At 51.8% G+C, this 22,063-nt stretch carries 16 protein-coding genes and 4 tRNA genes; 17 read left to right on the plus strand and 3 right to left on the minus strand.

What is annotated here, in order from left to right:
- The first annotated feature begins 50 nt into the window (after positions 1-50).
- Both larA and PHO67_04765 read left to right on the plus strand, forming a co-directional pair.
- Entirely contained in the window at positions 51-1,337 is a 1,287-nt protein-coding gene (gene larA / locus PHO67_04760; protein MDD5546451.1) for a nickel-dependent lactate racemase, read from the plus strand.
- Positions 1,334-4,114, plus strand: a complete 2,781-nt coding sequence (locus tag PHO67_04765; protein MDD5546452.1) for an anaerobic glycerol-3-phosphate dehydrogenase subunit C — start codon at positions 1,334-1,336, stop codon at positions 4,112-4,114. Before larA ends, PHO67_04765 begins: the two co-directional genes overlap by 4 nt.
- 8 nt (positions 4,115-4,122) lie before the next feature.
- Here the strand turns inward: PHO67_04765 and lpxB are convergent, their stop codons facing one another.
- Together lpxB and PHO67_04775 are read right to left on the minus strand one after the other, a co-directional pair.
- On the minus strand, positions 4,123-5,259 hold the full coding sequence (gene lpxB / locus PHO67_04770) for a lipid-A-disaccharide synthase (GenBank protein ID MDD5546453.1): 1,137 nt from the start codon (positions 5,257-5,259) through the stop codon (positions 4,123-4,125).
- Entirely contained in the window at positions 5,252-6,184 is a 933-nt protein-coding gene (locus PHO67_04775) for a Gfo/Idh/MocA family oxidoreductase (GenBank protein MDD5546454.1), read from the minus strand. Before PHO67_04775 ends, lpxB begins: the two co-directional genes overlap by 8 nt.
- A gap of 97 nt (positions 6,185-6,281) precedes the next feature.
- Here PHO67_04775 and PHO67_04780 point away from each other — a divergent pair, with 97 nt between their 5' ends.
- The 10 genes from PHO67_04780 (at position 6,282) to PHO67_04825 (ending at position 13,357) form a co-directional block, all read left to right on the plus strand.
- Positions 6,282-8,105: an ABC transporter ATP-binding protein gene (locus tag PHO67_04780; protein MDD5546455.1), complete on the plus strand. Its 1,824-nt coding sequence runs from the start codon at positions 6,282-6,284 to the stop codon at positions 8,103-8,105.
- A gap of 119 nt (positions 8,106-8,224) precedes the next feature.
- Positions 8,225-9,085 (plus strand): 30S ribosomal protein S2, encoded by an 861-nt coding sequence (rpsB, locus tag PHO67_04785; GenBank protein MDD5546456.1) that lies wholly within the window; start codon positions 8,225-8,227, stop codon positions 9,083-9,085.
- A 4-nt stretch (positions 9,086-9,089) separates the two neighbouring features.
- Positions 9,090-9,608 (plus strand): translation elongation factor Ts, encoded by a 519-nt coding sequence (gene tsf / locus PHO67_04790; GenBank protein ID MDD5546457.1) that lies wholly within the window; start codon positions 9,090-9,092, stop codon positions 9,606-9,608.
- 4 nt (positions 9,609-9,612) lie between these two features.
- The gene (gene pyrH, locus PHO67_04795) at positions 9,613-10,335 is read left to right on the plus strand and encodes a UMP kinase (GenBank protein ID MDD5546458.1); all 723 of its coding nucleotides are present in this window, start codon (positions 9,613-9,615) and stop codon (positions 10,333-10,335) included.
- Between the two features lie 18 nt (positions 10,336-10,353).
- The gene (frr, locus tag PHO67_04800; GenBank protein ID MDD5546459.1) at positions 10,354-10,929 is read left to right on the plus strand and encodes a ribosome recycling factor; all 576 of its coding nucleotides are present in this window, start codon (positions 10,354-10,356) and stop codon (positions 10,927-10,929) included.
- 5 nt (positions 10,930-10,934) lie between these two features.
- Positions 10,935-11,010 (plus strand) — tRNA-Lys (locus tag PHO67_04805).
- Between the two features lie 22 nt (positions 11,011-11,032).
- A complete protein-coding gene (gene serS / locus PHO67_04810; GenBank protein MDD5546460.1) occupies positions 11,033-12,316 on the plus strand; it encodes a serine--tRNA ligase in 1,284 nt (427 codons plus the stop codon).
- On the plus strand, positions 12,316-12,987 hold the full coding sequence (locus tag PHO67_04815) for a hypothetical protein (GenBank protein ID MDD5546461.1): 672 nt from the start codon (positions 12,316-12,318) through the stop codon (positions 12,985-12,987). Before serS ends, PHO67_04815 begins: the two co-directional genes overlap by 1 nt.
- A 107-nt stretch (positions 12,988-13,094) precedes the next feature.
- Positions 13,095-13,185: transfer RNA gene (locus PHO67_04820), tRNA-Ser, on the plus strand.
- Positions 13,186-13,267: 82 nt separating this feature from the next.
- Positions 13,268-13,357, plus strand: a tRNA-Ser gene (locus tag PHO67_04825).
- 219 nt (positions 13,358-13,576) lie between these two features.
- Here PHO67_04825 and PHO67_04830 read toward each other — a convergent pair.
- Positions 13,577-13,753 carry a hypothetical protein gene (locus tag PHO67_04830; GenBank protein ID MDD5546462.1) on the minus strand — a complete coding sequence of 59 codons (177 nt, stop codon included), beginning with the start codon at positions 13,751-13,753 and terminating at the stop codon, positions 13,577-13,579.
- A 52-nt stretch (positions 13,754-13,805) separates the two neighbouring features.
- Between PHO67_04830 and PHO67_04835 the strand changes: the two genes are divergently transcribed.
- The 5 genes from PHO67_04835 (at position 13,806) to PHO67_04855 (ending at position 22,052) form a co-directional block, all read left to right on the plus strand.
- The gene (locus PHO67_04835; protein MDD5546463.1) at positions 13,806-17,516 is read left to right on the plus strand and encodes an autotransporter domain-containing protein; all 3,711 of its coding nucleotides are present in this window, start codon (positions 13,806-13,808) and stop codon (positions 17,514-17,516) included.
- Positions 17,517-17,665: 149 nt separating this feature from the next.
- The gene (locus tag PHO67_04840) at positions 17,666-18,940 is read left to right on the plus strand and encodes a diguanylate cyclase (protein ID MDD5546464.1); all 1,275 of its coding nucleotides are present in this window, start codon (positions 17,666-17,668) and stop codon (positions 18,938-18,940) included.
- 157 nt (positions 18,941-19,097) lie between these two features.
- Positions 19,098-19,760 (plus strand): PEP-CTERM sorting domain-containing protein, encoded by a 663-nt coding sequence (locus tag PHO67_04845; GenBank protein MDD5546465.1) that lies wholly within the window; start codon positions 19,098-19,100, stop codon positions 19,758-19,760.
- Positions 19,761-19,905: 145 nt separating this feature from the next.
- Positions 19,906-21,918: a DUF3352 domain-containing protein gene (locus PHO67_04850; GenBank protein MDD5546466.1), complete on the plus strand. Its 2,013-nt coding sequence runs from the start codon at positions 19,906-19,908 to the stop codon at positions 21,916-21,918.
- Between the two features lie 44 nt (positions 21,919-21,962).
- Positions 21,963-22,052: transfer RNA gene (locus PHO67_04855), tRNA-Ser, on the plus strand.
- Positions 22,053-22,063 lie beyond the last annotated feature (11 nt).

The raw sequence follows: 22,063 nt of genomic DNA on the forward strand, positions 1-22,063 counted from the left end.
GTCGACAAACCCGTTTTTTAGTAGTAAAATAGCCGTTAAGACGGTCTCCGATGAAGATAAATATACCTTACGGAAAAAAGCAGGTCGGTGTTTCCATCCACGAGAAGAACCTTCTGGGTATCCTTCATCCCAATAGGTCGCACAGCAAGAAATCCGAATCCCGCATAATAAAAGAAGCGATACTCCACCCCATGGGTTGCTGCCGGCTCAGGGACCTCGTCTCGCCCAAAGAGACGATCGCCATAGTCGTGCCGGACCTCGCAAGGGTATGTCCCCGCAAGCTTATAATTCCCATATTGCTGGATGAGTTGAAAAAGGGCGGGATAAGGGATAAGGATGTGACGATCTTCATGGCGGTCGGGATGCTCACGCCCCCGACAAGGCCGGAGATCGAAGAAGCTTTCGGGAAAAAGATTGTCAAGCGGATAAAAATAAAGATCCACGACCCCTCGGACAGCTCAAACCTGACCAATCTCGGATATGTCGCCAACGGCGTCCCTGTAATAGTCAACAAGCAGATGCTCTATAACGACCATGTCATCTCTATCGGTGTCATCGAGCCGCACCTGCACGCCGGTTTCTCGGGTGGGCCGGAGACGCTGAGCATAGGCATGGCCGGCGAAGAGACGATAAAGTTCACCCATTCTCCGAAATTCATCGATAAACCGGGCGCGAAACCCGGAGTCATCAAGGATAACCCCTTCCACCGCTGGATCATGGAATTCGCCTGCATAGCCAAACTGAAATTCATAATAAACGTCGTGAATGACGACCTGGGGCGCACGATATTCGCGGCCGCGGGCGAACCACAGCTGGCTTTTTACAGGGGAATAGAACACGCGATGCTCCATTACAGGGTGAAGGTGGATGAACCGGCCGACATAATCATCTGCGGAGTGGGCTGGCCCAAAGATGTCAACCTCTACCAGGCATCACGCGCCCTGACTTACCTGACCAACACGCAGAAACCCATCGTCAAAAAGGGCGGGCTTATACTCATCTCCGCGCGATGCGAAGACGGCATAGGTAAAGGGCTGGGCGAACGCAGGTTCTATGACGCTATGGTAAAGGCGAAGAGCCCCGCCGGGATCGTAAAGAAGATGAAGAACAAGACTTGTCTTGCCGGAGAACAGAGGGCGTATGCCGTGGCAAAGTCCCTTCTTTTTGCCGATTGCGCTTTCGTCGGGACAAAATTCCCCGATAGGGCAAAAAAGATGAAGATGTTGTCTTTTGAGGATATGGATGAGGCGTTGGAATACGCTTTTGCCACCCGCGGAAAGGACGCGAAGGTCTATGTTGTCCCGCACGCGCTCGTAACTCTGCCAGTATCGCGATGACCTTATTGGAAAAAGAACTTAGAAAGATCATCAAAGGTGATGTCCTTTTTGATGATTTGACCCGCCATATCTATTCCTTCGGCGCGTCGATTTATAAGATCAGACCGAAAGGCATCGTCATCCCTAAGGACAAGGACGATGTCGCCGCGCTGGTCAAATACGCTTTCCGGAACAATATCCCCCTTACTGCCCGCGGCGCGTGCACAAGCCTCGCCGGCCAGGCGGTAGGCAACGGCATAATAATCGATTTCACCAAATACATGAATAAGGCCATCGACTATAAAGGCGGCGACACGGCCACTGTCCAGCCCGGAATCGTCTACGGCGAGTTGAACAAATTATTGGCCAGGTACGGGAAATTCTTCCCGCCCGACCCTTCGAGCGGGGATTACTGCACGATAGGCGGGATGATCGCCGATAATTCGGGCGGGCCGCATTCGGTGAAATACGGCACTACCGCGGATTGGGTCCTTGAACTCGAGGCCGTCCTCGCGAATGGTGACAGGGTTATCCTGTCGCCGCGCGTTAAGATAAAAGATATCTCGATACCGCTCGCGGAATTACTAAAAAATAGCGAGGAAGTCATAAAGAGATCCGTTCCCAGGGTCATGAGGAGCTCTAGCGGATACAATGTCTACGATATCCTTAAAGGCGATTGGGTAGACCTGGTGAAATTGATGGCCGGCTCCGAGGGCACTCTGGCGATCATAACCGAGGCGAAACTGAGATTGGCGCCCCTGGTCGGGATGCGCGCATCGCTCCTGTTATTCCTGAAAGACCTGCAGTCGATAGCGGATATCGTCGCCGAGCTTCGCGGCCTTTCGGCTTCGGCGATAGAGTTCATGGACGAGACTTTCATCAAACTCGCCGTCGAAGCGGAGCCGAAACTCAGGGACCTTCTCCAGAATGGGGCGAAGGGGGTATTGCTCGTCGAGCTGGAAGAGAACAGCACGCCGTCCCTCGACGGGAAGATAGACGCCGTAAAAGGCCGGCTCCTTAAGGAGAGGAAACTTATATCGGGGATGAGTGTTGCCAGGGACGCGGACGAGCAAGACCGCCTTTGGGGGGTCCGGCGCGCGGCAGTCCCGATCACCAACAGGATAAAAGGGAAGAAGCGCCCGGTCCCGTTCATCGAGGATGCGATAGTCCCTCCGGAGAACCTGGACGATTTTATAATAGGCGCTTACGCGATATTTGAAAAATACGGCGTCGAAGCATGCGTCTACGGGCATGCAGGGGACGGCAATATGCACATACGCCCGCTCCTCGATATGAGGGATAAGGAGGATCTCGCCAAGATCGACGGGATCGCCGACGATTTTTACAGGATGGTCATCTCGCTCGGCGGTTCGACCACCGCCGAACACGGCGACGGCATATTGAGGGTCCCGTATCTCAAGAAGCAGTTCGGCCCGCTTTACGATATCTTCGTCCGGATAAAGGATATCTTCGACCCGAAAGGCATTTTAAATCCCGGAAAGAAGATAGGCAAGGACGGGACGATCACTCACGACTTGATCTACGACGCCGGCATAAAATATGTCGATACGAAGACCGTGTTTGATTCGGAGAAGATAAGGGAGGAGATCGGGAAGTGCCATGCCTGCGGCCTTTGCAGGAACGTATGCCCGGTGAATATCAGCCTGCCGCAGGAACTCGCTTCGCCGCGCGCCAAGGCCGCGATACTTAAGGCCGTAATTACCGGCGAGTTGGATAAAAGGCTGCTCAGGGACAAGACCATCAAAGGCGTTCTTGACCTGTGCATCAATTGCAAGTCCTGCCGCGTAGAATGCCCTACCGGCGCGGACGTCTCCGAGCTTTGCGCCCTGGCTAAAGAGATATACGTAAGGGAATGGGGCGTGCCGTTCTCCCAGTCTGTCCTGGAAAATATGAGGTTCCTCGGTTCGGCCTCGGCCGAATTAACGGTCCTCGCCGATATTTTCATGTGTTCAACGTTCGGCAGGCGCCTCATGCAGTCCTCCCTCGGCCTGGACGAGAGGCGTCTCCTGCCCAAGCCCTGCGTCCCGCCGTTCGAGAAAAGAAGATTGAGCGGGAAGAGCGGCAGGAGGAGGGTCGCGTATTTTTATGGCTGCTATGTGAATTTTTTTAACGCGGACGGCGAAGGCGCGGCCGCGCTTAAGGTATTCGAGAAGAATAATATAGAGGTCGTCATTCCTCGCCAGAGATGCTGCGGCATCCCGAGCATATCATCCGGCAACACCGACGCCGTCAGGAAAGACATCTCCTATAACCTAAAATACCTTAACGAGGCAGTGAAGTCGGGCTGCGATATCGTGACAGGGTGCCCAAGCTGCGGGCTCGCCCTTAAAGAGGATTATCCGAGGATACTCTCTACGCCCACGGCGCTGCTTGTCTCGCAGAAGACATTCGATATCCACGAATATCTCTGGATCCTGTTCAACGAAGGCGAGATGAACACTGATTTTAAGCCATCGGGCAAGAGCGTCGTATTCCATGCCCCCTGCCACCTCAAGGCCCAGGAGATCGGCGATCTGCAGCAATGCCTGGTCGAACTGGTCCCGGGAGTGTCGATAAAGAAGATCACGGATTCATGCTGCGGCATGGGCGGGACGTTCGGGCTCAAAAAGGAGAATTACGATCTCTCGCTTGCCATCGGGGAAAGGCTGTTCAGGGAGCTAAAGGAAGCGAACGCCGACTATATCCTGACAGGCTGCGGAGCGTGCAAGTCCCAGATATCGCAAACCACCTTAACGAAGGTCATCCATCCTATCGAATTCCTCGCCGACCACTACTAGGGGACGCTTCACTTTCTTAACTGTTTGAGAATTATCTCCGCGGCGCGCCTGCTCGCGCCGGGCCCGCCCAATCCCGCTTTTACCGCGGCAAGCCGTACCTTCATCGCTCCCATCTTTTCCAGGGAGGAGAAGAGAGAGGAGACTTCTGAGGATATCTTAGATGGCGTCGCGTCAAATTGTACCAATTCCGGCACTATCTTTTCGCCGGCGATAATATTCACGAGGCCTATATTCGGGACCTTGACAAGTAGTTTCCCGACGAGCCACGTAAGAAGAGAGACCTTATATATTATCAGCATCGGCTTCTCGAGTATCATCGTTTCGACCGTCGCGGTCCCGGAGGCGACCAGGACCAGTTCCGCGGCGTTTATGCAGTCATACGGATGACCTTCCGCGACCGCGGGCTTAAGCGGCGACTTCTTTAATATCTTTTCGTATGCGGAGGCCTTTATTTCCGGAGGCTTGGCAAGTATGAACTGTGTATCCCCGAACCTGTCCTTTATCCGTTTGGCGGCTTTGAGCATTATAGGGAGATTTCTTTCGATCTCGGTGAGGCGCGATCCGGGCAAGAGGGCTATCGTTTTGAAGGCCGGTTCAAGGCCGTATTTCTTCAGGAACTCTTCCCTGCCGAAGGAGGGCTTAACCACGTCGAGCAGGGGATGCCCCACGAATTCCACATCTACGCCTTCCTTCGAGTAAAAATCCTTCTCGAATTTCAGGATGACTATCATCTTGCCGACGTATTTTTTTACGATATTCACGCGTCCCTTGCGCCATGCCCATATCTGAGGGCTGATGTAATATATGACGGGGATGCCGCGTTTCTTTGCCTCTTTCGCGAACCGCAGGTTGAATTCCGGATAATCGATAAGGATGACTGCGTCAGGTTTTTCGGAATCGAGCTTTCCCGCGAGAAGGTTGAATGCGTCCTTGAATTTTTTGAGGCTGGATAATATCTCGAGGAGCCCGATAACTGAGAGGTCTTTTATGTCCTGGAACGACCGGAGGCCGGCCTTGATCATCTTCTCGCCGCCCATGCCGACCAATTTTACGTCCGGTTCGAGTTCTTTTAACGCGAGAACGAGGCTTGAGCCGTGCAGGTCGCCCGAAGCCTCGCCCGCTATTATCATTATCTTTTTAGGCATTATTCTTCAGGTTTTCCCTTATTGCGTCCTCTATCTGCAGCGCGAATTTAAGCGCGTCGCGCCCTTCCTCGCCGGAAACGAGCGGCCGCTCGCCGGTCCTCACGCAGTTTATGAAGGCCTCGAGCTCTTTTTTTAGCGGCTCTTCTTTTTTGATGTTTATAAGTTTTCCGGTGATCCTGTTGTTGACCTTCCTATAGAGCACCGCTTCCTGCTTGATGTAATCGAGCGATACATAGCAGTCGTCCTTAAAGAGGCGTATCTTGCGCATTTCGGATTTCGTGACGCGGCTCGCGGTCAGGTTCGCGACAGCGCCGTTCTTGAACCTTATCCTGACGTTCGCGAGGTCCTCGTGGTCGGTCAGGATATTTACGCCGACCGCGTCTATCGATGAGATCTCGGACTTCACGAGCCCGAGGATGATATCTATGTCATGGATCATCAGGTCGAGGACTACGCCGACGTCGAGCGCGCGTTTCTTGAAAGGGCCGAGCCTGTGGCATTCGATGAACCTGACGTTGCCCGGTATCTCGTCGAGGGCGCGGACCGCGGCGTTGAACCTTTCGATGTGCCCGACCTGGATGATAAGCTTGCGCTCCCTTGCGATATTCAACAGGTCATCGGCCTCGCCGACGAATTTTGTCACCGGTTTCTCTATGAGGACGGATATGCCGTTTAAGAGGCAATCTTTGGCTACGTGATAGTGGAGTTCGGTAGGGACGACCACAGAGGCGCAGTTTACCACGCCGAACATCTGCTTATAATCGGTGAAAGCGGTAGCTCTGTATTTTCTTGCGAGTTTTTTGGCGCGCCTGATATCAATGTCGCATATTCCGGCGAGCTCGACGCCCTCCATGCCCGCGTATATGCGCGCGTGGTGCTGACCCAGATGCCCTACACCTATAACCCCGACCTTTATCTTGTCCATTTTTCGCCTTTCAAGCTATTTTATAGGATAAAAAGTGTGTTTGCAAGGGCAATTTCGCCTTTACAGCCCCCGTCGCCGTATGGTAAGATTTAATATAATGAAACTCTACCTTCGTTTGCTTAAATTCGTAAAACCCTATATTGCTAAGCTGGTTGCGGCAAATTTTTGCATGCTGTTGAATAGTGTCGTCTTTGGGTTCGCGACCACCGCGGCTATATTTCCTATCATAAACCCAATCTTGCGAAACGCCCCGATGACAGTACCGGAAAAATTACCGCAATTTCTTAGGGATTTTATAAATTATGCTAATGCCGTCCCGCGGCTCGACCTTTTTATGTATGTAATCATCGGCATGGTCATGGCCTTCTTCTTCAGAGGGATGTTCAACTTTCTCCAGGGATATCTCATGACCGATGTCAGCACAAGGGTGCTTACCGACATGAGAAGGGCGATATACGACAAACTTCTGCAATTCTCCCTCGATTTTTACAACAAGTCCCATACGGGCGCGCTCGTATCACGCATAACCTACGATACCAGTGTAATACAAAATTCCGTGACGGAAGGGCTTACGAACCTTGTTTATCAGAGTTCACAAGTTATAGTTTACATATTTATAGTATTCTTTACGCGGGCGATGTACGACATCAGCTGGTTGCTGGTTATGCTCAGTTTCGTGGTGTTGCCGATAGTGATGTTGCCGATAGTGCAGATAGGCAAGAAATTAAGGAAGATCTCCAGGCAGACGCAGGAGCAGATGGGGGACGTCACCACGACTCTCGTCGAGACCATAGGCGGCATGCGCATCGTGAAGGCCTTCTCCATGGAACCCTCAGAAAAAAATAAGTTTTCCAACCAGAACAACGGCCTGTATAAGATGTTCATGAGGTCGGCGAAGAGGGAAAAGATACTCGACTGGGTCACCGAATTTACTGCTGTTGGCTGGGTTTGTTTGATATTGTGGCTGGGAGGAAGGGATTTTATCGCAAAGGGTGCGGATCCCGCGGGTTTCATCGTCTTCATCTTCGCGATATTCATGCTTGCCAGGCCGCTCAGCGCGCTAGGGAAGGTAAATTCCATCAACCAGAAAGCCCTCGGCGCGGCCGAGAGGATATTCGATCTCCTAGATATGGAGATGACGGTCCGCGAGAAGCCCGGCGCCGCCAAAATGGATGACTTTTGCGACACTATCGTATTCGAAAAAATCAATTTCTCGTATGAAAAAGAGGCCGTGCTCAAAGGCATAGATCTCACGGTGAAGCGGGGCGAGATCCTCGCCATAGTAGGACCCAGCGGCAGCGGAAAATCCACCCTGGTGAACCTCATCCCCAGGTTTTACGATCCGAATAACGGCCGTATCCTTATTGATAACAATGACATAAAAGAAGTGACCTTTGACTCGCTGCGCGGCCAGGTAGGCATTGTCACGCAGGAGACGATACTCTTCCACGATACGATAAAGACGAATATTGCCTATGGGAACCAGGCCGCTTCAGGCGAGGAGATAATAAATGCGGCAAAAATCGCCAACGCCCATGATTTCATATCAAAACTTCCCAAGGGCTATGACACGATAGTCGGCGAGAGAGGTTACCGTCTTTCCGGAGGCGAGCGCCAGAGGATAGCAATAGCCCGCGCCGTGCTCAAGGATGAACCTATTTTGATACTGGACGAGGCGACTTCCCAGTTAGACATGGAATCCGAGAAGCTGGTGCAGGACGCCCTGGAGAAGCTCATAAGGGGCAGGACCGTCTTTGTGATCGCCCACAGGCTCTCAACCGTCAAATTTGCCACCAAGATCATCGTCCTGGACAAGGGCAGGATAGTCGAGACAGGAACTCACGAGGAATTAGTCCGCAAGAATGGCCTCTATAAACGTCTCTATGACCTCCAGTTCTTAGAAGAAAAAGGCTTGAATTAACCCCTCGGTTGTGCTAAAATTACCCGATTATCGAGCCCCTGACATAATTAAGGGCGAGATCCTTGACCGCAGTCAAGGACGAGAAGTTTAAAGCAAATAAACATAAGGAGGAGGTTTCGTTGGCAGCTACGCAGACTATAAAACAGTTACTTGAAGCGGGAGTCCACTTCGGCCACCAGAAGAAACGTTGGAACCCCAAGATGAAGAAATTCATCTTTGGAGAGAAGAACGGCATCTACATCATCGACCTGGAGAAGACCGAGAAGGCGTTGGAGAAAGCGCTCGGCTATTTGAGGGACATAGCCTCGAAAGGCGATATAGTCCTCTTCGTGGGGACGAAGAAACAGGCGAAGGACGTCATGAAGGAGGAGGCCCTGCGCAGCGGCATGTTTTACGTGACCGAGCGCTGGCTGGGCGGCATGCTCACTAACTTTGCGACGCTCAAAAAATCGATAAAAAGGCATAAAGATATCACCCGGATGAAGGAAGACGGCACCATGGAGAAGCTTTCCAAGAAAGAAGTGGCAAGGCTTACCAGGGAACAGGCGAAACTCAACCGCGTCCTCGAAGGCGTGCTTGATATGGGCAAGGTCCCGGCCGCCATTTTCATAGTCGACTCGAAGAAAGAGGAGATCGCCGTCGCCGAAGCGAATAAACTGGGCCTGGCGGTAGTCGGGCTCATAGATACCAATTGCGACCCGGACAAGATAGATTACCCGATACCCGGCAACGACGACGCCATCCGCTCGATAAAGCTTATTTCGGGCATGGTCTCTGACGCGATAATGCAGGGAAGGAAGGCCTACCTCGACGGAAAAGCCGCCGAAGAAGCGAGGGCCGCCGCCGAAGCCGGCGAAGAGGAGAAGGTTGAAGTGGACGAAGAAGCGGTCGAGGACCTGAGCAAGAAGGTCCTTAAGGGAAAGAAGGCCGCCCCGGAAGAACCGGCAGCGAAGAAAACCAAAAAGACAACAAAGGTCTAAATAGATGACAGCCACAGCGAAGATCAAAACTGAAGACGTAAAGAAATTAAGGGAAACCACCGGCGCCGGGGTCATGGATTGCAAGGAAGCGCTGGCCAAGTCCGGCGGCGATTTCAATAAAGCTATGGCCATTTTGAAGGAGAAGGGATTAAAGATAGCAGAGAAAAAGGCCGCGCGCACAGCCAAGGCCGGGCTCATATCCTCGTACGTCCATCACGACTCGAGGATAGGCGTCCTGGTAGAGATCAACTGTGAGACGGATTTCGTGGCGAGGACCGATGATTTCCAGAAGTTGTGCCGGGACCTCTCGCTCCAGGTAGCGTCGGCAAGCCCGAAATACCTCAAGAAGGAAGACGCGCCGAAAGATTTAAGCGAAGAGGAGTTAAAACAGGCCTGTCTTTTCGAGCAGGCGTTCATAAAGGACCCGGCGCTTACGATCAAGGATTACGTGACGCAAATCATAGCCAAGACCGGCGAGAATATAGTAGTCAGGAGATTCATAAGGTACCAATTAGGAGAATAAGGCGATGGTCAATACGGTCAAGCCGCTGTTCAAGAGGGTGCTCCTGAAGATAAGCGGGGAGGCGTTAAGCGGCGACCGCGGTTACGGTATCGACCCTAAGGCCTGTTCTAATATCGCCGAGCGGATAAAGGAAGTAAGGGAGCTGGGAATAGAAGTAGCCGTAGTCATCGGCGGCGGAAACATCATCCGCGGCGAGAAATTCGCGGCAAAAGGGATGGATCGCTCGACCGCCGACTACATGGGGATGCTCGCGACTGTCATAAATAGCATGGCGCTGCAGGATTCCCTTGAAAAGATAGGTTGTTTTACCAGGGTCCAGACTGCCATACAGATGGAGCAGATCGCCGAACCGTATATCAGGCGCAGGGCGATCCGCCATCTCGAAAAAGGCCGCGTGGTAATATTCGCCGGCGGCACCGGGAACCCTTATTTTACCACCGATACCGCGGCCGTGCTCAGGGCCGTGGAGGTCTGCGCAGATGTCATACTTAAGGCGACGAAAGTGGACGGCATATATTCGGCCGACCCTGTCGTCGACAAACACGCCAAGAAATACGACAAACTGAAATATATAGAGGTCATAAATAAGGGGCTTAAGGTCATGGACACGACCGCGATAAGCCTCTGCATGGATAACCGCCTGCCGATCGTCGTATTCAATTTAAACGTCAAAGGCAATATCAAACGCGCCTGCCTCGGTGAAAAAGTAGGCACGACCGTCTCATAAGAAGAAGGAGAGGGCGAGATGGACTTCGAAGGACATACTATAAAAGAGATACTGATCGATACGGAAACGAGGATGAAAAAGAGCGGGGAAGTGCTCTCGCACGAGTTTTCCACGGTCCGCACAGGCCGCGCGACGCCGGCGCTTGTCGACGGCATAAGGGTAGATTATTTCGGCACGCCGACGCCCTTAAAATCGCTCGCGGCGATATCGACGCCGGACGCGAAACTCATAGTGATCCAGCCGTGGGACGCGACGGTCTGCGGCGATATAGAGAAGGCCATATTAAAATCCGATCTCGGGATAACGCCGGTGAACGACGGGAAGCTCATCCGCCTGCAGATACCGGACCTCTCGAAAGAGCGCCGCATCGAGCTGGCCAAGGTTGTAAAGAAGATGGCCGAGGACGGCAGGATATCCGTAAGGAATGTCCGCCACGCGGCGATAGAGCATTTGAAGAAGATCGAAAAAGAGAAGATCATCACGGAAGACGAGAAGTTCACCGGCCAGGACGCTATCCAGAAGCTGACCGACAAGTATATCGCCAAAGTCGAAGAGCTATTGGCAGCCAAAGAAAAAGAGATAACAGAGATTTAGCAAGTGAGCCGCTAGCTCATCCGGTAGAGCAACGGCCTTTTAAGCCGTGGGTGCTGAGTTCAAGTCTCAGGCGGCTCACCAATTTTTTTACGGCGAACCAGACATGCTAGACTTAAAATTCATAAGAGATAATCCCGATAAGGTAAAGAAGGCCTGCGAAGAACGCGGCAAGCCCGCGGATATCGACGGTCTTTTGTCGCTTGATGAGAAACGCCGCAAGGCCCTTAAAGAGACCGAGGATATCAAGCGCAGCAAGAATATCGCCTCGGACGAGATAGCGAAACTTCTTCGCGAGAAACAGGATGCCAAGGCGACGATCGCCGGGATGAAGGCGATCTCGGAAAAAGAAAAATCTCTCGACGAGGAAATAAGGGTTATAGAGAAGGATATCCAGGCCGCGCTGTATAATATCCCGAATATCCCGCACGAGTCCGTGCCTGTCGGCAAGGACGCCTCCGCAAATAAGATAGTAAGGGCATGGGGCAAGGAGAGGAAGTTAGGTTTTAAGCCGCTCACGCATATCGAACTGGGCGAATATCTCGATATATTGGACTTCCCGCGCGCCGCGAAGATAACCGGGAGCAATTTCCCGCTCTTTAAGGGCGACGGGGCGAAACTTGAGCGTTCTTTGATAAATTTTATGCTGGACCTTCACACGAAGGAGCACGGATACAGGGAGATCTTCCCGCCGTTTTTGGTCAACCGCGCCTCGATGACAGGGACGGGCCAGCTGCCTAAATTTGAGGAAGATATGTACCGGCTGAAAGACGAGGACCTGTTCCTTGTCCCGACCGCGGAGGTGCCACTTACGAACCTTCACATGAATGAGATCCTCGATGAAGAGATCCTGCCGGTCTATTACACTGCCTATACGGCGTGTTTCAGGCGCGAGGCCGGTTCTTACGGCAAGGATACCAAGGGCCTGATGCGCGTCCACCAATTCGATAAGGTCGAATTGGTCAAGTTCGTGAAACCCGGCACGTCCTATGATGAGCTCGAAAAACTCGTCGTGAACGCCGAGAAGGTCCTCCAAAAACTTGACCTGCAGTACAGGATCGTCGCGCTATCTACCGGCGACCTGAGCTTTGCGGCGGCGAAATGCTATGATTTTGAGGCATTCGCCCCCGGTGTCAACGCCTGGCTTGAGGTCTCGAGCTGTTCCAATTTCGAGGATTTCCAGGCGAGGCGCGCCAGCATAAAATTCCGTTCCAAAGATACGGGCAAGTCCGAATATGTCCATACGTTAAACGGCTCGGGCGTGGCCATGGCGCGCACGGTCATCGCCATACTCGAGAATTACCAGAACAAGGACGGCAGCGTGACTATCCCGGAGGTCCTCCGGCCGTACATGGACGGAAAAGACAAAATAGTCCCGCCGAAAAAATAATGGGCCGCATTACAAAATTCATCGTCTCGATACTCGCCATACCGTTCGTCATCTCCGCCTCTTATTCGCTGTATCATGAGATAGGAAAGATCTATTCGGTCGACAGCAACCAGTGGTTTTTCCTGCTCGGCATCGTCGTCTACCTGATAATGCACACGGTGCTCTTCAAGCCGAATGTCGTATATATCTTCGGGCACGAGCTGACGCACGCGCTGGCGATGTTCGTCTCAGCCGGGAAAGTCAAGAGCTTCAAGGTCTCGAAGAAAGGCGGGGAGGTCAAGGGGACGAAGGCAAACCTGTTCATCAGCCTCGCGCCCTATTTCTTCCCGACGTATACCCTGGTGATGATCCTCATCTGGTACATCGCCAAGCAGATCTGGGATATAAGGGATTTTATCGGCGTCTTCCTATTCGCGGTCGGACTGACGCTGACTTTTCATTTCGTCATGACCGTCGAGTTCCTGAAGACGAAACAGCCGGACCTCGTGAAGAGCGGTTACCTATTTTCGATAGTCCTGATATACCTTATAAATTTAAGCATCGCGGCGGCCATACTGAATTTCGTGTTCTTTGATTTCTCGTTCAAGAATTACGCGATAAACGCTTACGAAGTCGGGAGGGATATGTACCTGTGGCTCTTCAGGCAGATGTTTTCCTTGAGGGGCGCGTAAACTATATGATATAGTTGTTGCATGAGATACTTTTGGATGTACCAAGGCGAGTACCCCGACGAATATGTCGTCGGGATCCTGCTTGCTACCACTAAAATAGAGCGAGCGGAGAGGTGGCTGAGCGGTTGAAAGCGGCAGTCTTGAAAACTGTTGTGGGTGTTATGCCCACCCCGAGTTCGAATCTCGGCCTCTCCGCCAGAGTCGTTAATTTCTAAGTGCGCGAGTATCCCGCGGAATATATCCGCGGGATCCGCTGCGCTTCTCCCATAATGTAGCTTGCGGAGAGTTGGCAGAGTGGTCGAATGCGGCGGTCTCGAAAACCGTTGTCGACGTAAGTCGACCGGAGGTTCGAATCCTCCACTCTCCGCCATCCTTTCCGGGTAACGGAAAGGATGGCGGATGCCGCAACGAGCGTAGCCGAGCGACAAGCGAGGCAGTGAGTGCAGCGCCGCCCAAGATTTACATCTGTCATATTGGTGTGCCCCGCTTGAAAACTGTACCACTTTTAGCTGGGGCAGTTCACTTTGCATATGAATCTGTTCAAGAAATTATTTCTACTAACAGGAGATAAAAATATGGACACGTCCTCTCACAAAAAATGGCCCGCCAGGGTATTCATTTTGTTTATTTCCTGCCTATTGTCCTTCTCTGCATCGGCTAATGCTACTGATATCACCGTTCCTCCGGCAACCGCTCCAATTAATCTTCCCACGGGAAGTCCCCCGGATACAGTTACTATTAATAGCGGTTCTACTTTAGCCGCCACAGGTACTACTGAGGCAATTCACGGCCCATCGGCAAATGGCGTAACGGTGACCGTGGGAGGAACAGTTTCGGCTGAGGGGGGGAGTGGCAACACGGCAGCATGGGCTATTGATCTGGGAAATAATGCCAATGTCACGGTGCAAAGCGGAGGAGAAGTCAAAAATTTAGGATATGCCGTCAATGCGAATGGCGATGCCATCCATACCGGGACCGGTGCCATAGTCGATGTGGCCGGTACCATTAATGTCCTTAGGCAGGGTAGCGGTTATAGCAACTGGTCGAACGGCATTACTGCAGGATCCGGTTCAGCCGTTACTATTGAATCAACGGGACATATTAATACTTATACGTTTGGTAGCGCCGCTGTTTCTTTGGCGAACGGCGGGACCGTAACGAATCACGGCACATTGACCACAACCAACGAAGGCGGATTGATTTATGGTGTGGTTTCCATAATGTCCGGTAACAGTAAGATAATCAATAACAATACTATAACAAACAATGATGGTACTTATGCGATCTATATGGGCACCGGTTCATCTTCTACCGGCAACGAGCTTGATTTATACGGAAATTCGGCGATCACGGGGATCTTGTATAACGCCGGCGCCGCGGGCGGCGCTACCGTGAATTTCGGATATGATGGGACTGCGGCCGATGCCACAGCCAACACGGTTACAACCGGAAATATCGGCAGCTCTGGCAGTGCCTGGAACGGCCGGGTATGGGGTGGAGCGAATCACGTTACGGGCACCTCCACATTTAACACTCTACAGGTTGACCTGGACGCTGCTTTGACCCTTGACGGGGCATCCGTGACTACAGGGAATCTTACAGCCGATGGTATGCTGAATATTGCCGGCGGCGCGACAGTAGGTTCACTTTTCGGATCGGGCACCGTTGCTAACACAGGAGCGATAGACAGGACCCTTACGGTAGGAGACGATACTTCAACGACATTTTTCGGAACCATTGCAGATGGCGGAGGCGCAGGTAAGTTATTCCTTACTAAACAGGGCGCGGGAACCCTTACTCTTAGCGGCACAAGCACCTACACCGGAGCCACGACGATTAATGGCGGTGTAATAGATATCACGGCGGATAATGCTCTCGGAACCGGCGCTGTGACGATAAATGACGGGACTGCTCTCTTGTTTGGAACAGTGGGATACGACGCAGGCAGTGTAGAAATATCGAATAGCATCAATGTGGCAGGCGCGGGTGATACCGGCATAGGGGCTATTAATAATGCCGGCGGGAATAATACCATCAAGGGCGCAATTGTTACGACCGGGGACGCGTCTATCGGTTCAATCAGCAGTACGTTGACCATAACCGGTAATATTACCAGCGCGGACAATTATGACCTTACCTTTACCGGTGAAAGCAACATATCTGTAGAGGGCGTGATAGGTATCGGATCCGGCTCCGTAATAAAGGAAGGGACCGGTGGTCTCTACTTGTCGGCGGCCAATACCTATACGGGTAACACTACCATCAATACAGGGGGTATTATTGCCAGGAGCAGCGATGCGTTGGGAGTGGATAGTGATATAACCGTTGCCGACCGCGCCACGCTGGTCCTTGAAACTGATTTGACGGATGTAACCATAGCTAACAATATTATTTCGGTACAGGGAATAGGCCCGGGCAACTACGGCGCAATCGTCAATTCGGGCGATAATAATACCATCTCGGGCTCAATTACCCAAGCCGGCGATACGACCATTTATTCGGATAACGGTAAGTTAACGATAAGCGGGGCCATTGGCGGCGTCCATGCCCTTACGCTGGCGGGCGACGGCGATATCGATATTTCAGGCGTCATAGGTGAAGTCACCGGACTTACCAAAGACGACGGAGGCATTCTTACCTTAAGCGGCGCCAACACCTACACCGGCGCAACTACGGTAAATGCCGGTATTCTTGAGGCAGGTGTCGCGACCCAGGCGTTCGGCGATATATCGGAAGTGACGGTTGCCACAGGAGCGACGCTGTCTTTGAATAATTTTGACGAAACCATAGCTTCACTTTCCGGATCGGGGACGGTAAATAACGGAGGAGCGGCGGATAAGACCCTGACAGTAGGGAATATCCCGTTAGCGCGCGGCAATACCTCAACGACATTCTCCGGGCTTATCGCTGATGGCGGCGGCGGAAGATTTGCGTTGGTCAAAGACGGGATCGGCGTTCTTATCTTAGATACCGCCAACACCTTCACCGGCGGAACGACAATTACCGCCGGCACCCTACAGGTTTCTAACGCCAATGCCGTCGGCACAGGCGACCTTACCAATAACGCTACCTTAAGCGTCGGCACGACCGGTCTTTCGGTCGACGGTACTTATACCCAGAACGCGGGTTCTGCATTAGATCTTACCGCGAATTCCTCCTCTGCCTTCGGTAATATTACCTCCCTGTGCGATGCCGTTGTAGATGCAGGAAGTACGGTCAACGTCACCGTCGGCGGCTACATGCCCAATAACACCACCCTTAAGATAATCAACGGCACCGGCGGACTCAACGTAGCTGTCCCGACCACTATCACATCCTCTAATCCCAAATATACGTTTACGGGTTTGAGCTCAAACGGCGACCTCATCCTGACCGTAAGTCGCCTGGGGACAGGATTCGAGCCTGATGGCCGCGATCCCAACGGCAAGAAGGTAGGTAAGGTCTTAGACGATGTCGTTGACCCCACCCCCGATATGAGAGACGTCCTGGATACCCTGGACTCAATGAGCAATACAGACGTCGGCCAGGCACTTTCAACCTTCACCCCGGTCGTAGACAGCGGTGTAACCAACGTCAGCAATACCGCCATCGTCCAGTTTATCGGCGCCTCAGAGGACAGGCTGGTAAACCTCTACGCCCAGGCGCGTCAAGCGGAAGAGACCGGCGTCTCTACCGGAAGCAAAGGGTCAAGCGGCTTTGAGGCCTGGGGCAGGGGATTCGGCCAGGCCGCCCACCAGGATGCCAGGGGTAACAGTAACGGCTATTCCGCCACCATCTGGGGCACAGCTTTAGGCGGTGATATCCCCGCTTTTCACGAGAAGGTAAGGTTCGGCGGAAGCGGCGGCTATGCGGCATCCAACGTAAATTCCAAAGACAACAGCGGAAAGACCTACATCAACAGCTATCAGTCGACTTTCTACGGCGGATACATCGACCCGGAGAAGCCCTACTACGTAAATGGCGCTTTTGCCTTCGCCTATAACACATATAAGTCAAAAAGGGATATCGCCGTAGGCACGATAGCAAGAAGGGCCAACTCCAGCTATAGAGGCCAGCAGTACTCGGTCCTTTTTGACGGCGGCTATACATTTAAGACTAAGCATGTAAACATAACACCTATCGCATCATTACAATACCTCCACCTGCACCTTCAGAAGTATACCGAGACTGGCGCCGACGCCCTAAACCTAAGTGTTGCGAAACAGGACTACGACATGCTCCAGTCAGGCCTGGGCGCAAAACTCGACCATCCATTTGAGTTCGGCTACGGCACATTAACCCCCGAGGTCCACGCAAGGTGGCTCCATGACTTCATAAACGATAACCAGGATACGACCTCGACCTTCGCAGGCGGCGGCGGCTCATTCGCCACTCAGGGGTTCACCCCTGCGCGCGACGCCTTAAACGTCGGCGGACGTCTTACCCTCGTCACTAAAGGCAATTGGAGCGTCGATGCCAACTATGACTTCGAATACAAGCAGGACTACACCTCCCATACGGGTTGGGCTGATATAAGGTATAAGTTCTAAGGCTTGTGCGCCCGCTTGAAAACTGTACGATTCCTGTATAGCGGATGGGTTGCATAATCGTAACTTATTTATTATAATGCCATTGGGAGCGGAGGCATTATCATCCCCCGCTCTCCGCCATCTTCATTAACTAAAGGAGAATATAATAGATGACTGAACTTGCGTTGACGGCGCGCGCCGCACTCTTCGGAGATGGTTTTAATTGCAGGATCAAGGGGTTTTATGGCAGGATAACCAGAAAGTTATCTTCGCGTATCTCAAAGGCCATTTCATCGAACAGTTTCAGGTTTTCTGTTATTGCGGTTATGTTCCTGTCCCTTATCTTGGCAAGGGTAGCGGTGCACTCTTTCGGCGTATCCCTGGGTTATCTCTATTTGATCGTGATATCGCTTGCCGGCATCTGGTTCGGGTCTGTCGGAGGGTTATTTGCGGCGGCGGCCTCCGTACTGATATTCTCCGCGGAAATAATCATTTTCAGGGACTGGCCATTCAGGGACCTCGTACTGAATGGGGCATCTTTCAGGCTGTTAGCTTTTTCCCTCGGGGGCATCATAGTCGGCTACATTTCCGAGATGGAAAAAAGGCTGAAAGAAAGATTAAAGGAATTAGCCTACAAGGACGAGCTTACCGGCTGCGTAAATTACAGATGGACCATGCAAATACTCGAGAACGAGATAGAGCGCAGTGAACGTTATCAAAAAGAGACATCGATAATAATAATCGACATAGACCACTTTAAGGACATTAATGACACGTATGGCCATCAGGCCGGAAACGATATCTTGAAGGCTTTTGTGGATGCGCTCAAAAACAACATAAGGGCTATCGATACCGTAGGCAGGTACGGAGGTGAGGAGTTTATTATCATCTTTCCCGAAAAGAATCCCGAGGAGGCGCTCGTAGCCGTGGACAGGATAAGGGAGCGGCTCTCCGGGCTTCATATGGCGGGCCGGCACTTCAAGCATGGCTTGGATATCCGGTTGACGTTCAGCGCCGGCGTCGCATCTTTCCCCTCAAACGGCAAAAACCTCGATGTCTTGATAGATGCAGCCGATAAGGCGCTTTACAGGGCTAAGAATGACGGCCGCAATCGGACGACCATCGAAAAAAGGAGGTGGATGAGGTTCGATCCCGCCCGCAATATCAGGGTCGAGATCCTCGAACCGTCAGGGAAAGATCGCCTGCAGCCGCTGAAAATAAAAGATATTTCCCAAAAAGGCATGTTGCTTATCTTTCCGAATGATATCCCCGCGGGGGAATTACTGCTGAAGGTCCGTTTTCCCGAAGAAGAGGTTATTTCGGAATTTAAATGTAAAGTGGTCCACAAGAAGAACGAAAAAGGCCTCTGTTATGTCGGCGTTAATTTCATAGATATCCCGGTTGAAGTAGAAAATAAGATAGCGAATTACGGCGCCAGCCCTTAAAAATTTACCCATAAAAAGCAATTTAATTTCCTTGATAAAGCCCGCTTGCATGGTAAAATAGCTTCTATAGTTAAGATGTAACTCGGATTAGCTCTGGTTTTGTATTTTTTTTCCTCAAGATTGCCCTTGTGGGCAAAATAACCGAAATTACCGAAAAATGAAAAAGACATATTTTCTCGTATTGATTGTTGGACTGATCTTTTCCCCGGCATCTCCGGCGCACGCCGGCAATTTGCTGGTCAATCCCGATTTTGAGATGTGGGGGCCATGGGGCGCAGGCGGCGCAGAGGTTCCCGCAGCTTGGTGGAGTATGTTCAATGACCCAAGCGTGATCGGAACAAAGGAATCCGCTATCAAGTGGAGCGGATCTTATTCCGCAAAGGCAGAGTTTGCGGGTACTGCCGGCACATGGGGCGGCTGGGGCCAGAGGATACCTTTTACGGCCGGAAACAAATTATATGTCCGTCAGCCCCTGAATATACCGGCGCCTTTGGGAGGCAACCATTCGCTGGCGACCCTGGAAATAGCGTTTGAAAGCGCGCCTGACGTTACCATAGGCTCTCCGGTTAAGGGATCGGTATCTGAGGCATACGGAAGCGAGTGGGGCGCTTGGTGGTGGGAGACAGTTGCTCCGGCAGGTACGACTTCTATCAGGTATGCCGTTCTTTTGGAGACATGGGGAAACGGCAGCGGCACTGCGTATTTTGACGATTGTTATGCCGGTGATACTCCATGGGCGCCAATTCCGGAACCGGCGAGCATGTTATTGCTAGGCTCCGGCTTACTAGGATTATTAGGTATCGCAAAAAGGAAAAATTAGAGCAATAAATAGACTCCCCGCCGGTATCCCCGCCTAAACGGTTCCCGACTCATTGACTTCTCGACGGTAATATCGTAGTATATTAAGATACGGAGAGCTAGAAAGCCGCCCTCGTTTAACATCGATTTAAATAAAAGGAGATAAGATGAAAAAGCCGGTAATTATTGCCTATGTCTTAGCTTTGGTTTTAGCGGCCGTAATAATTTACCAATTAACGGCGGCCAAACTTCCCGTAGATAATGTCCTTCCCTCCGGCGCAATAGCGTATATCCGGATCACGGATGTGGAAAAACAGATCAATGAGTTCAAGGGCACGCGGCTTTGGAAGAACATCAAAAATATCGATATAGGGAAGTTGATGGAAAAAAGCGGCGCGAGCAAGAAGGACATGGAGGAATATCAGGACGCGAGGAAATGGCTCTCAAGCGCCTTCGGCGGCCAGGCGATAAATGAATTCTTCGGAAAAGAGATGGTGCTCGCGGTATATCCGGGCAACATCAAGGAGATAGGCCCCGGGGCGATACAGGACGCCGCGTCAAACGCTGTCTTAGTGACGAGGACCAGGCCGGAGGCCGATTTTATCGAATTCGTGTCAAAACTCATAAACAGATCGGAAAAAAAGGTTGCCTTATCCGAGGAGACCTATAAGGGCAGGAAGATCACGATCGTCAAGATCAACGATAATACCGATCTTGCCTATACGAATATAAAGGACCTGTTGATAATCGGTGCCGGGAAGAAAGCCGCTGCTTCCTGTATCGATGTCGTCAACAAGGACAGGCCTTCCCTTTCCCAGGACAAGGACTACATCTCTACCATGTTGAAGCTTTCAAAGAACGCGAGCGTCGCTGTCTATGGCAATATCGGATCACTTGTTTCCCATGTCAAACAACCCGCTGCGGCAAACGAGCAGATCAGCAAGATGCTCGGGTTGTACTCGGGTTTCAAGACGATGGGTTATGCCTATTTCGCGGGGAATAAAAAATTAGAAGCCGTATTTTTTTACGATAGAGCGAAGATGATCCCCCTCTATGCAAAATTATACTCCCTTGCGCCCCGGAAGGACGAAACCGTCAAGTTTGCTCCGGAAAATGCCATCAGCTACCAATGGGGAACTTTCGACTTTAAGTCGTATTGGGAATACATCAGCTCCGAAATGGAGCGGCAGTCCGCCCAGGCCGGCCAACCCGATAAGGCATTTCCGCTAAAAGGCCTTGTCTCCGGGTTGGAAGCTAAGATCGGGATGAGCCTTGATAATGATTTGATCCCCGCGCTGGGCGATGAAGCCGCTTTTATCCTTATGGACATCAACGTAGAAGGCCTGCTCCCCATGATGGAATTCGTCGCTTGTTTCAAAGTGAAAAACAAGGCGACCATCGAAAAGGCCCTGGATTCCCTGTTGAAAGACGGCGAAATCTCCCTTCAATCGGAAGGATATAAAGGCGTCGACCTGAAATATATCAATCTGCCCTTCGGAACGGACCTGCAGCCGTCATACTGTTATATGGGGGATTATCTGCTTGTATCGCTGGGGCGAAAACCCATAAAAGCGTCGATAGACACGTCGAAGGGCGACTTAAAGTCTCTCCTGGAGAATGAGGATTTCAAGGCCGTTAATCACGGTCTTACAGGAGAGTGCAATTCAGTATATTTCCTTAAGGCCGACGTCTTGATGTTGAGGGCCAAAAGCATATGCGAATGGCTCTACGGATGGATGGTGATCGCGGAGAAGCAAGCCGAGAAATACAAGGAAATGGCAAAGGCCAAATCCGGCGCTTTGGCATCCGATATAGCCGAGGGCGAGGCGGACTTGGAAAAATCGGCAGCGATCCTTCAGGCGCTTGAAAAGGAGATAGAAGGCCTTAAAGCGCAAGGGGCTGATACGGCTGCGAAGCAAGCCGAATCGGACAACCTGAAAGAAGATATCGCGCTGAAGCGGAATATGCTCGATGAGGATAAGAAGAATCTTGAACAGATGCGGGCATCGGCTGAACGCAAGCCTTCGCAGAAGATGGACCTCCCGCTGGTAAAGCTTTATCTGGATGAGTTGGTTTACCCTGTCATGGACGGCCTGCAGTCCGTGAAGGCCGTGGGGTCAAGGGCCACTTTCGGGAATGATGTTACGTGCTCGGAGACCTTTTCTAAAGTAGTAGATTGACCCTATTGATTTCCCGTCGGGAATAATGTAATATATTGCTTCACGGAGAGGTGTGAGAGCGGTTGAATCAGCACGCTTGGAAGGCGTGTAGGTCCGTAAGGGCCTCCAGGGTTCAAATCCCTGCCTCTCCGCCATTTATTTTATG

Source organism: Candidatus Omnitrophota bacterium, from assembly GCA_028716565.1.
In the GTDB taxonomy this organism is placed as follows: Bacteria; Omnitrophota; Gorgyraeia; order Pluralincolimonadales; family Pluralincolimonadaceae; genus Pluralincolimonas.

What these genes read in the sequence shown, in the direction of transcription:
- pyrH (MDD5546458.1), top strand. Translation starts at nt 9,613, where the DNA reads ATGGTCAATACGGTCAAGCCGCTGTTCAAGAGGGTGCTCCTGAAGATA.
- lpxB (MDD5546453.1), bottom strand. Translation starts at nt 5,259, where the DNA reads ATGCCTAAAAAGATAATGATAATAGCGGGCGAGGCTTCGGGCGACCTG.
- PHO67_04845 (MDD5546465.1), top strand. Translation starts at nt 19,098, where the DNA reads ATGAAAAAGACATATTTTCTCGTATTGATTGTTGGACTGATCTTTTCC.
- PHO67_04780 (MDD5546455.1), top strand. Translation starts at nt 6,282, where the DNA reads ATGAAACTCTACCTTCGTTTGCTTAAATTCGTAAAACCCTATATTGCT.
- serS (MDD5546460.1), top strand. Translation starts at nt 11,033, where the DNA reads ATGCTAGACTTAAAATTCATAAGAGATAATCCCGATAAGGTAAAGAAG.
- frr (MDD5546459.1), top strand. Translation starts at nt 10,354, where the DNA reads ATGGACTTCGAAGGACATACTATAAAAGAGATACTGATCGATACGGAA.
- PHO67_04765 (MDD5546452.1), top strand. Translation starts at nt 1,334, where the DNA reads ATGACCTTATTGGAAAAAGAACTTAGAAAGATCATCAAAGGTGATGTC.
- PHO67_04850 (MDD5546466.1), top strand. Translation starts at nt 19,906, where the DNA reads ATGAAAAAGCCGGTAATTATTGCCTATGTCTTAGCTTTGGTTTTAGCG.
- larA (MDD5546451.1), top strand. Translation starts at nt 51, where the DNA reads ATGAAGATAAATATACCTTACGGAAAAAAGCAGGTCGGTGTTTCCATC.
- PHO67_04815 (MDD5546461.1), top strand. Translation starts at nt 12,316, where the DNA reads ATGGGCCGCATTACAAAATTCATCGTCTCGATACTCGCCATACCGTTC.
- PHO67_04840 (MDD5546464.1), top strand. Translation starts at nt 17,666, where the DNA reads ATGACTGAACTTGCGTTGACGGCGCGCGCCGCACTCTTCGGAGATGGT.
- PHO67_04775 (MDD5546454.1), bottom strand. Translation starts at nt 6,184, where the DNA reads ATGGACAAGATAAAGGTCGGGGTTATAGGTGTAGGGCATCTGGGTCAG.
- tsf (MDD5546457.1), top strand. Translation starts at nt 9,090, where the DNA reads ATGACAGCCACAGCGAAGATCAAAACTGAAGACGTAAAGAAATTAAGG.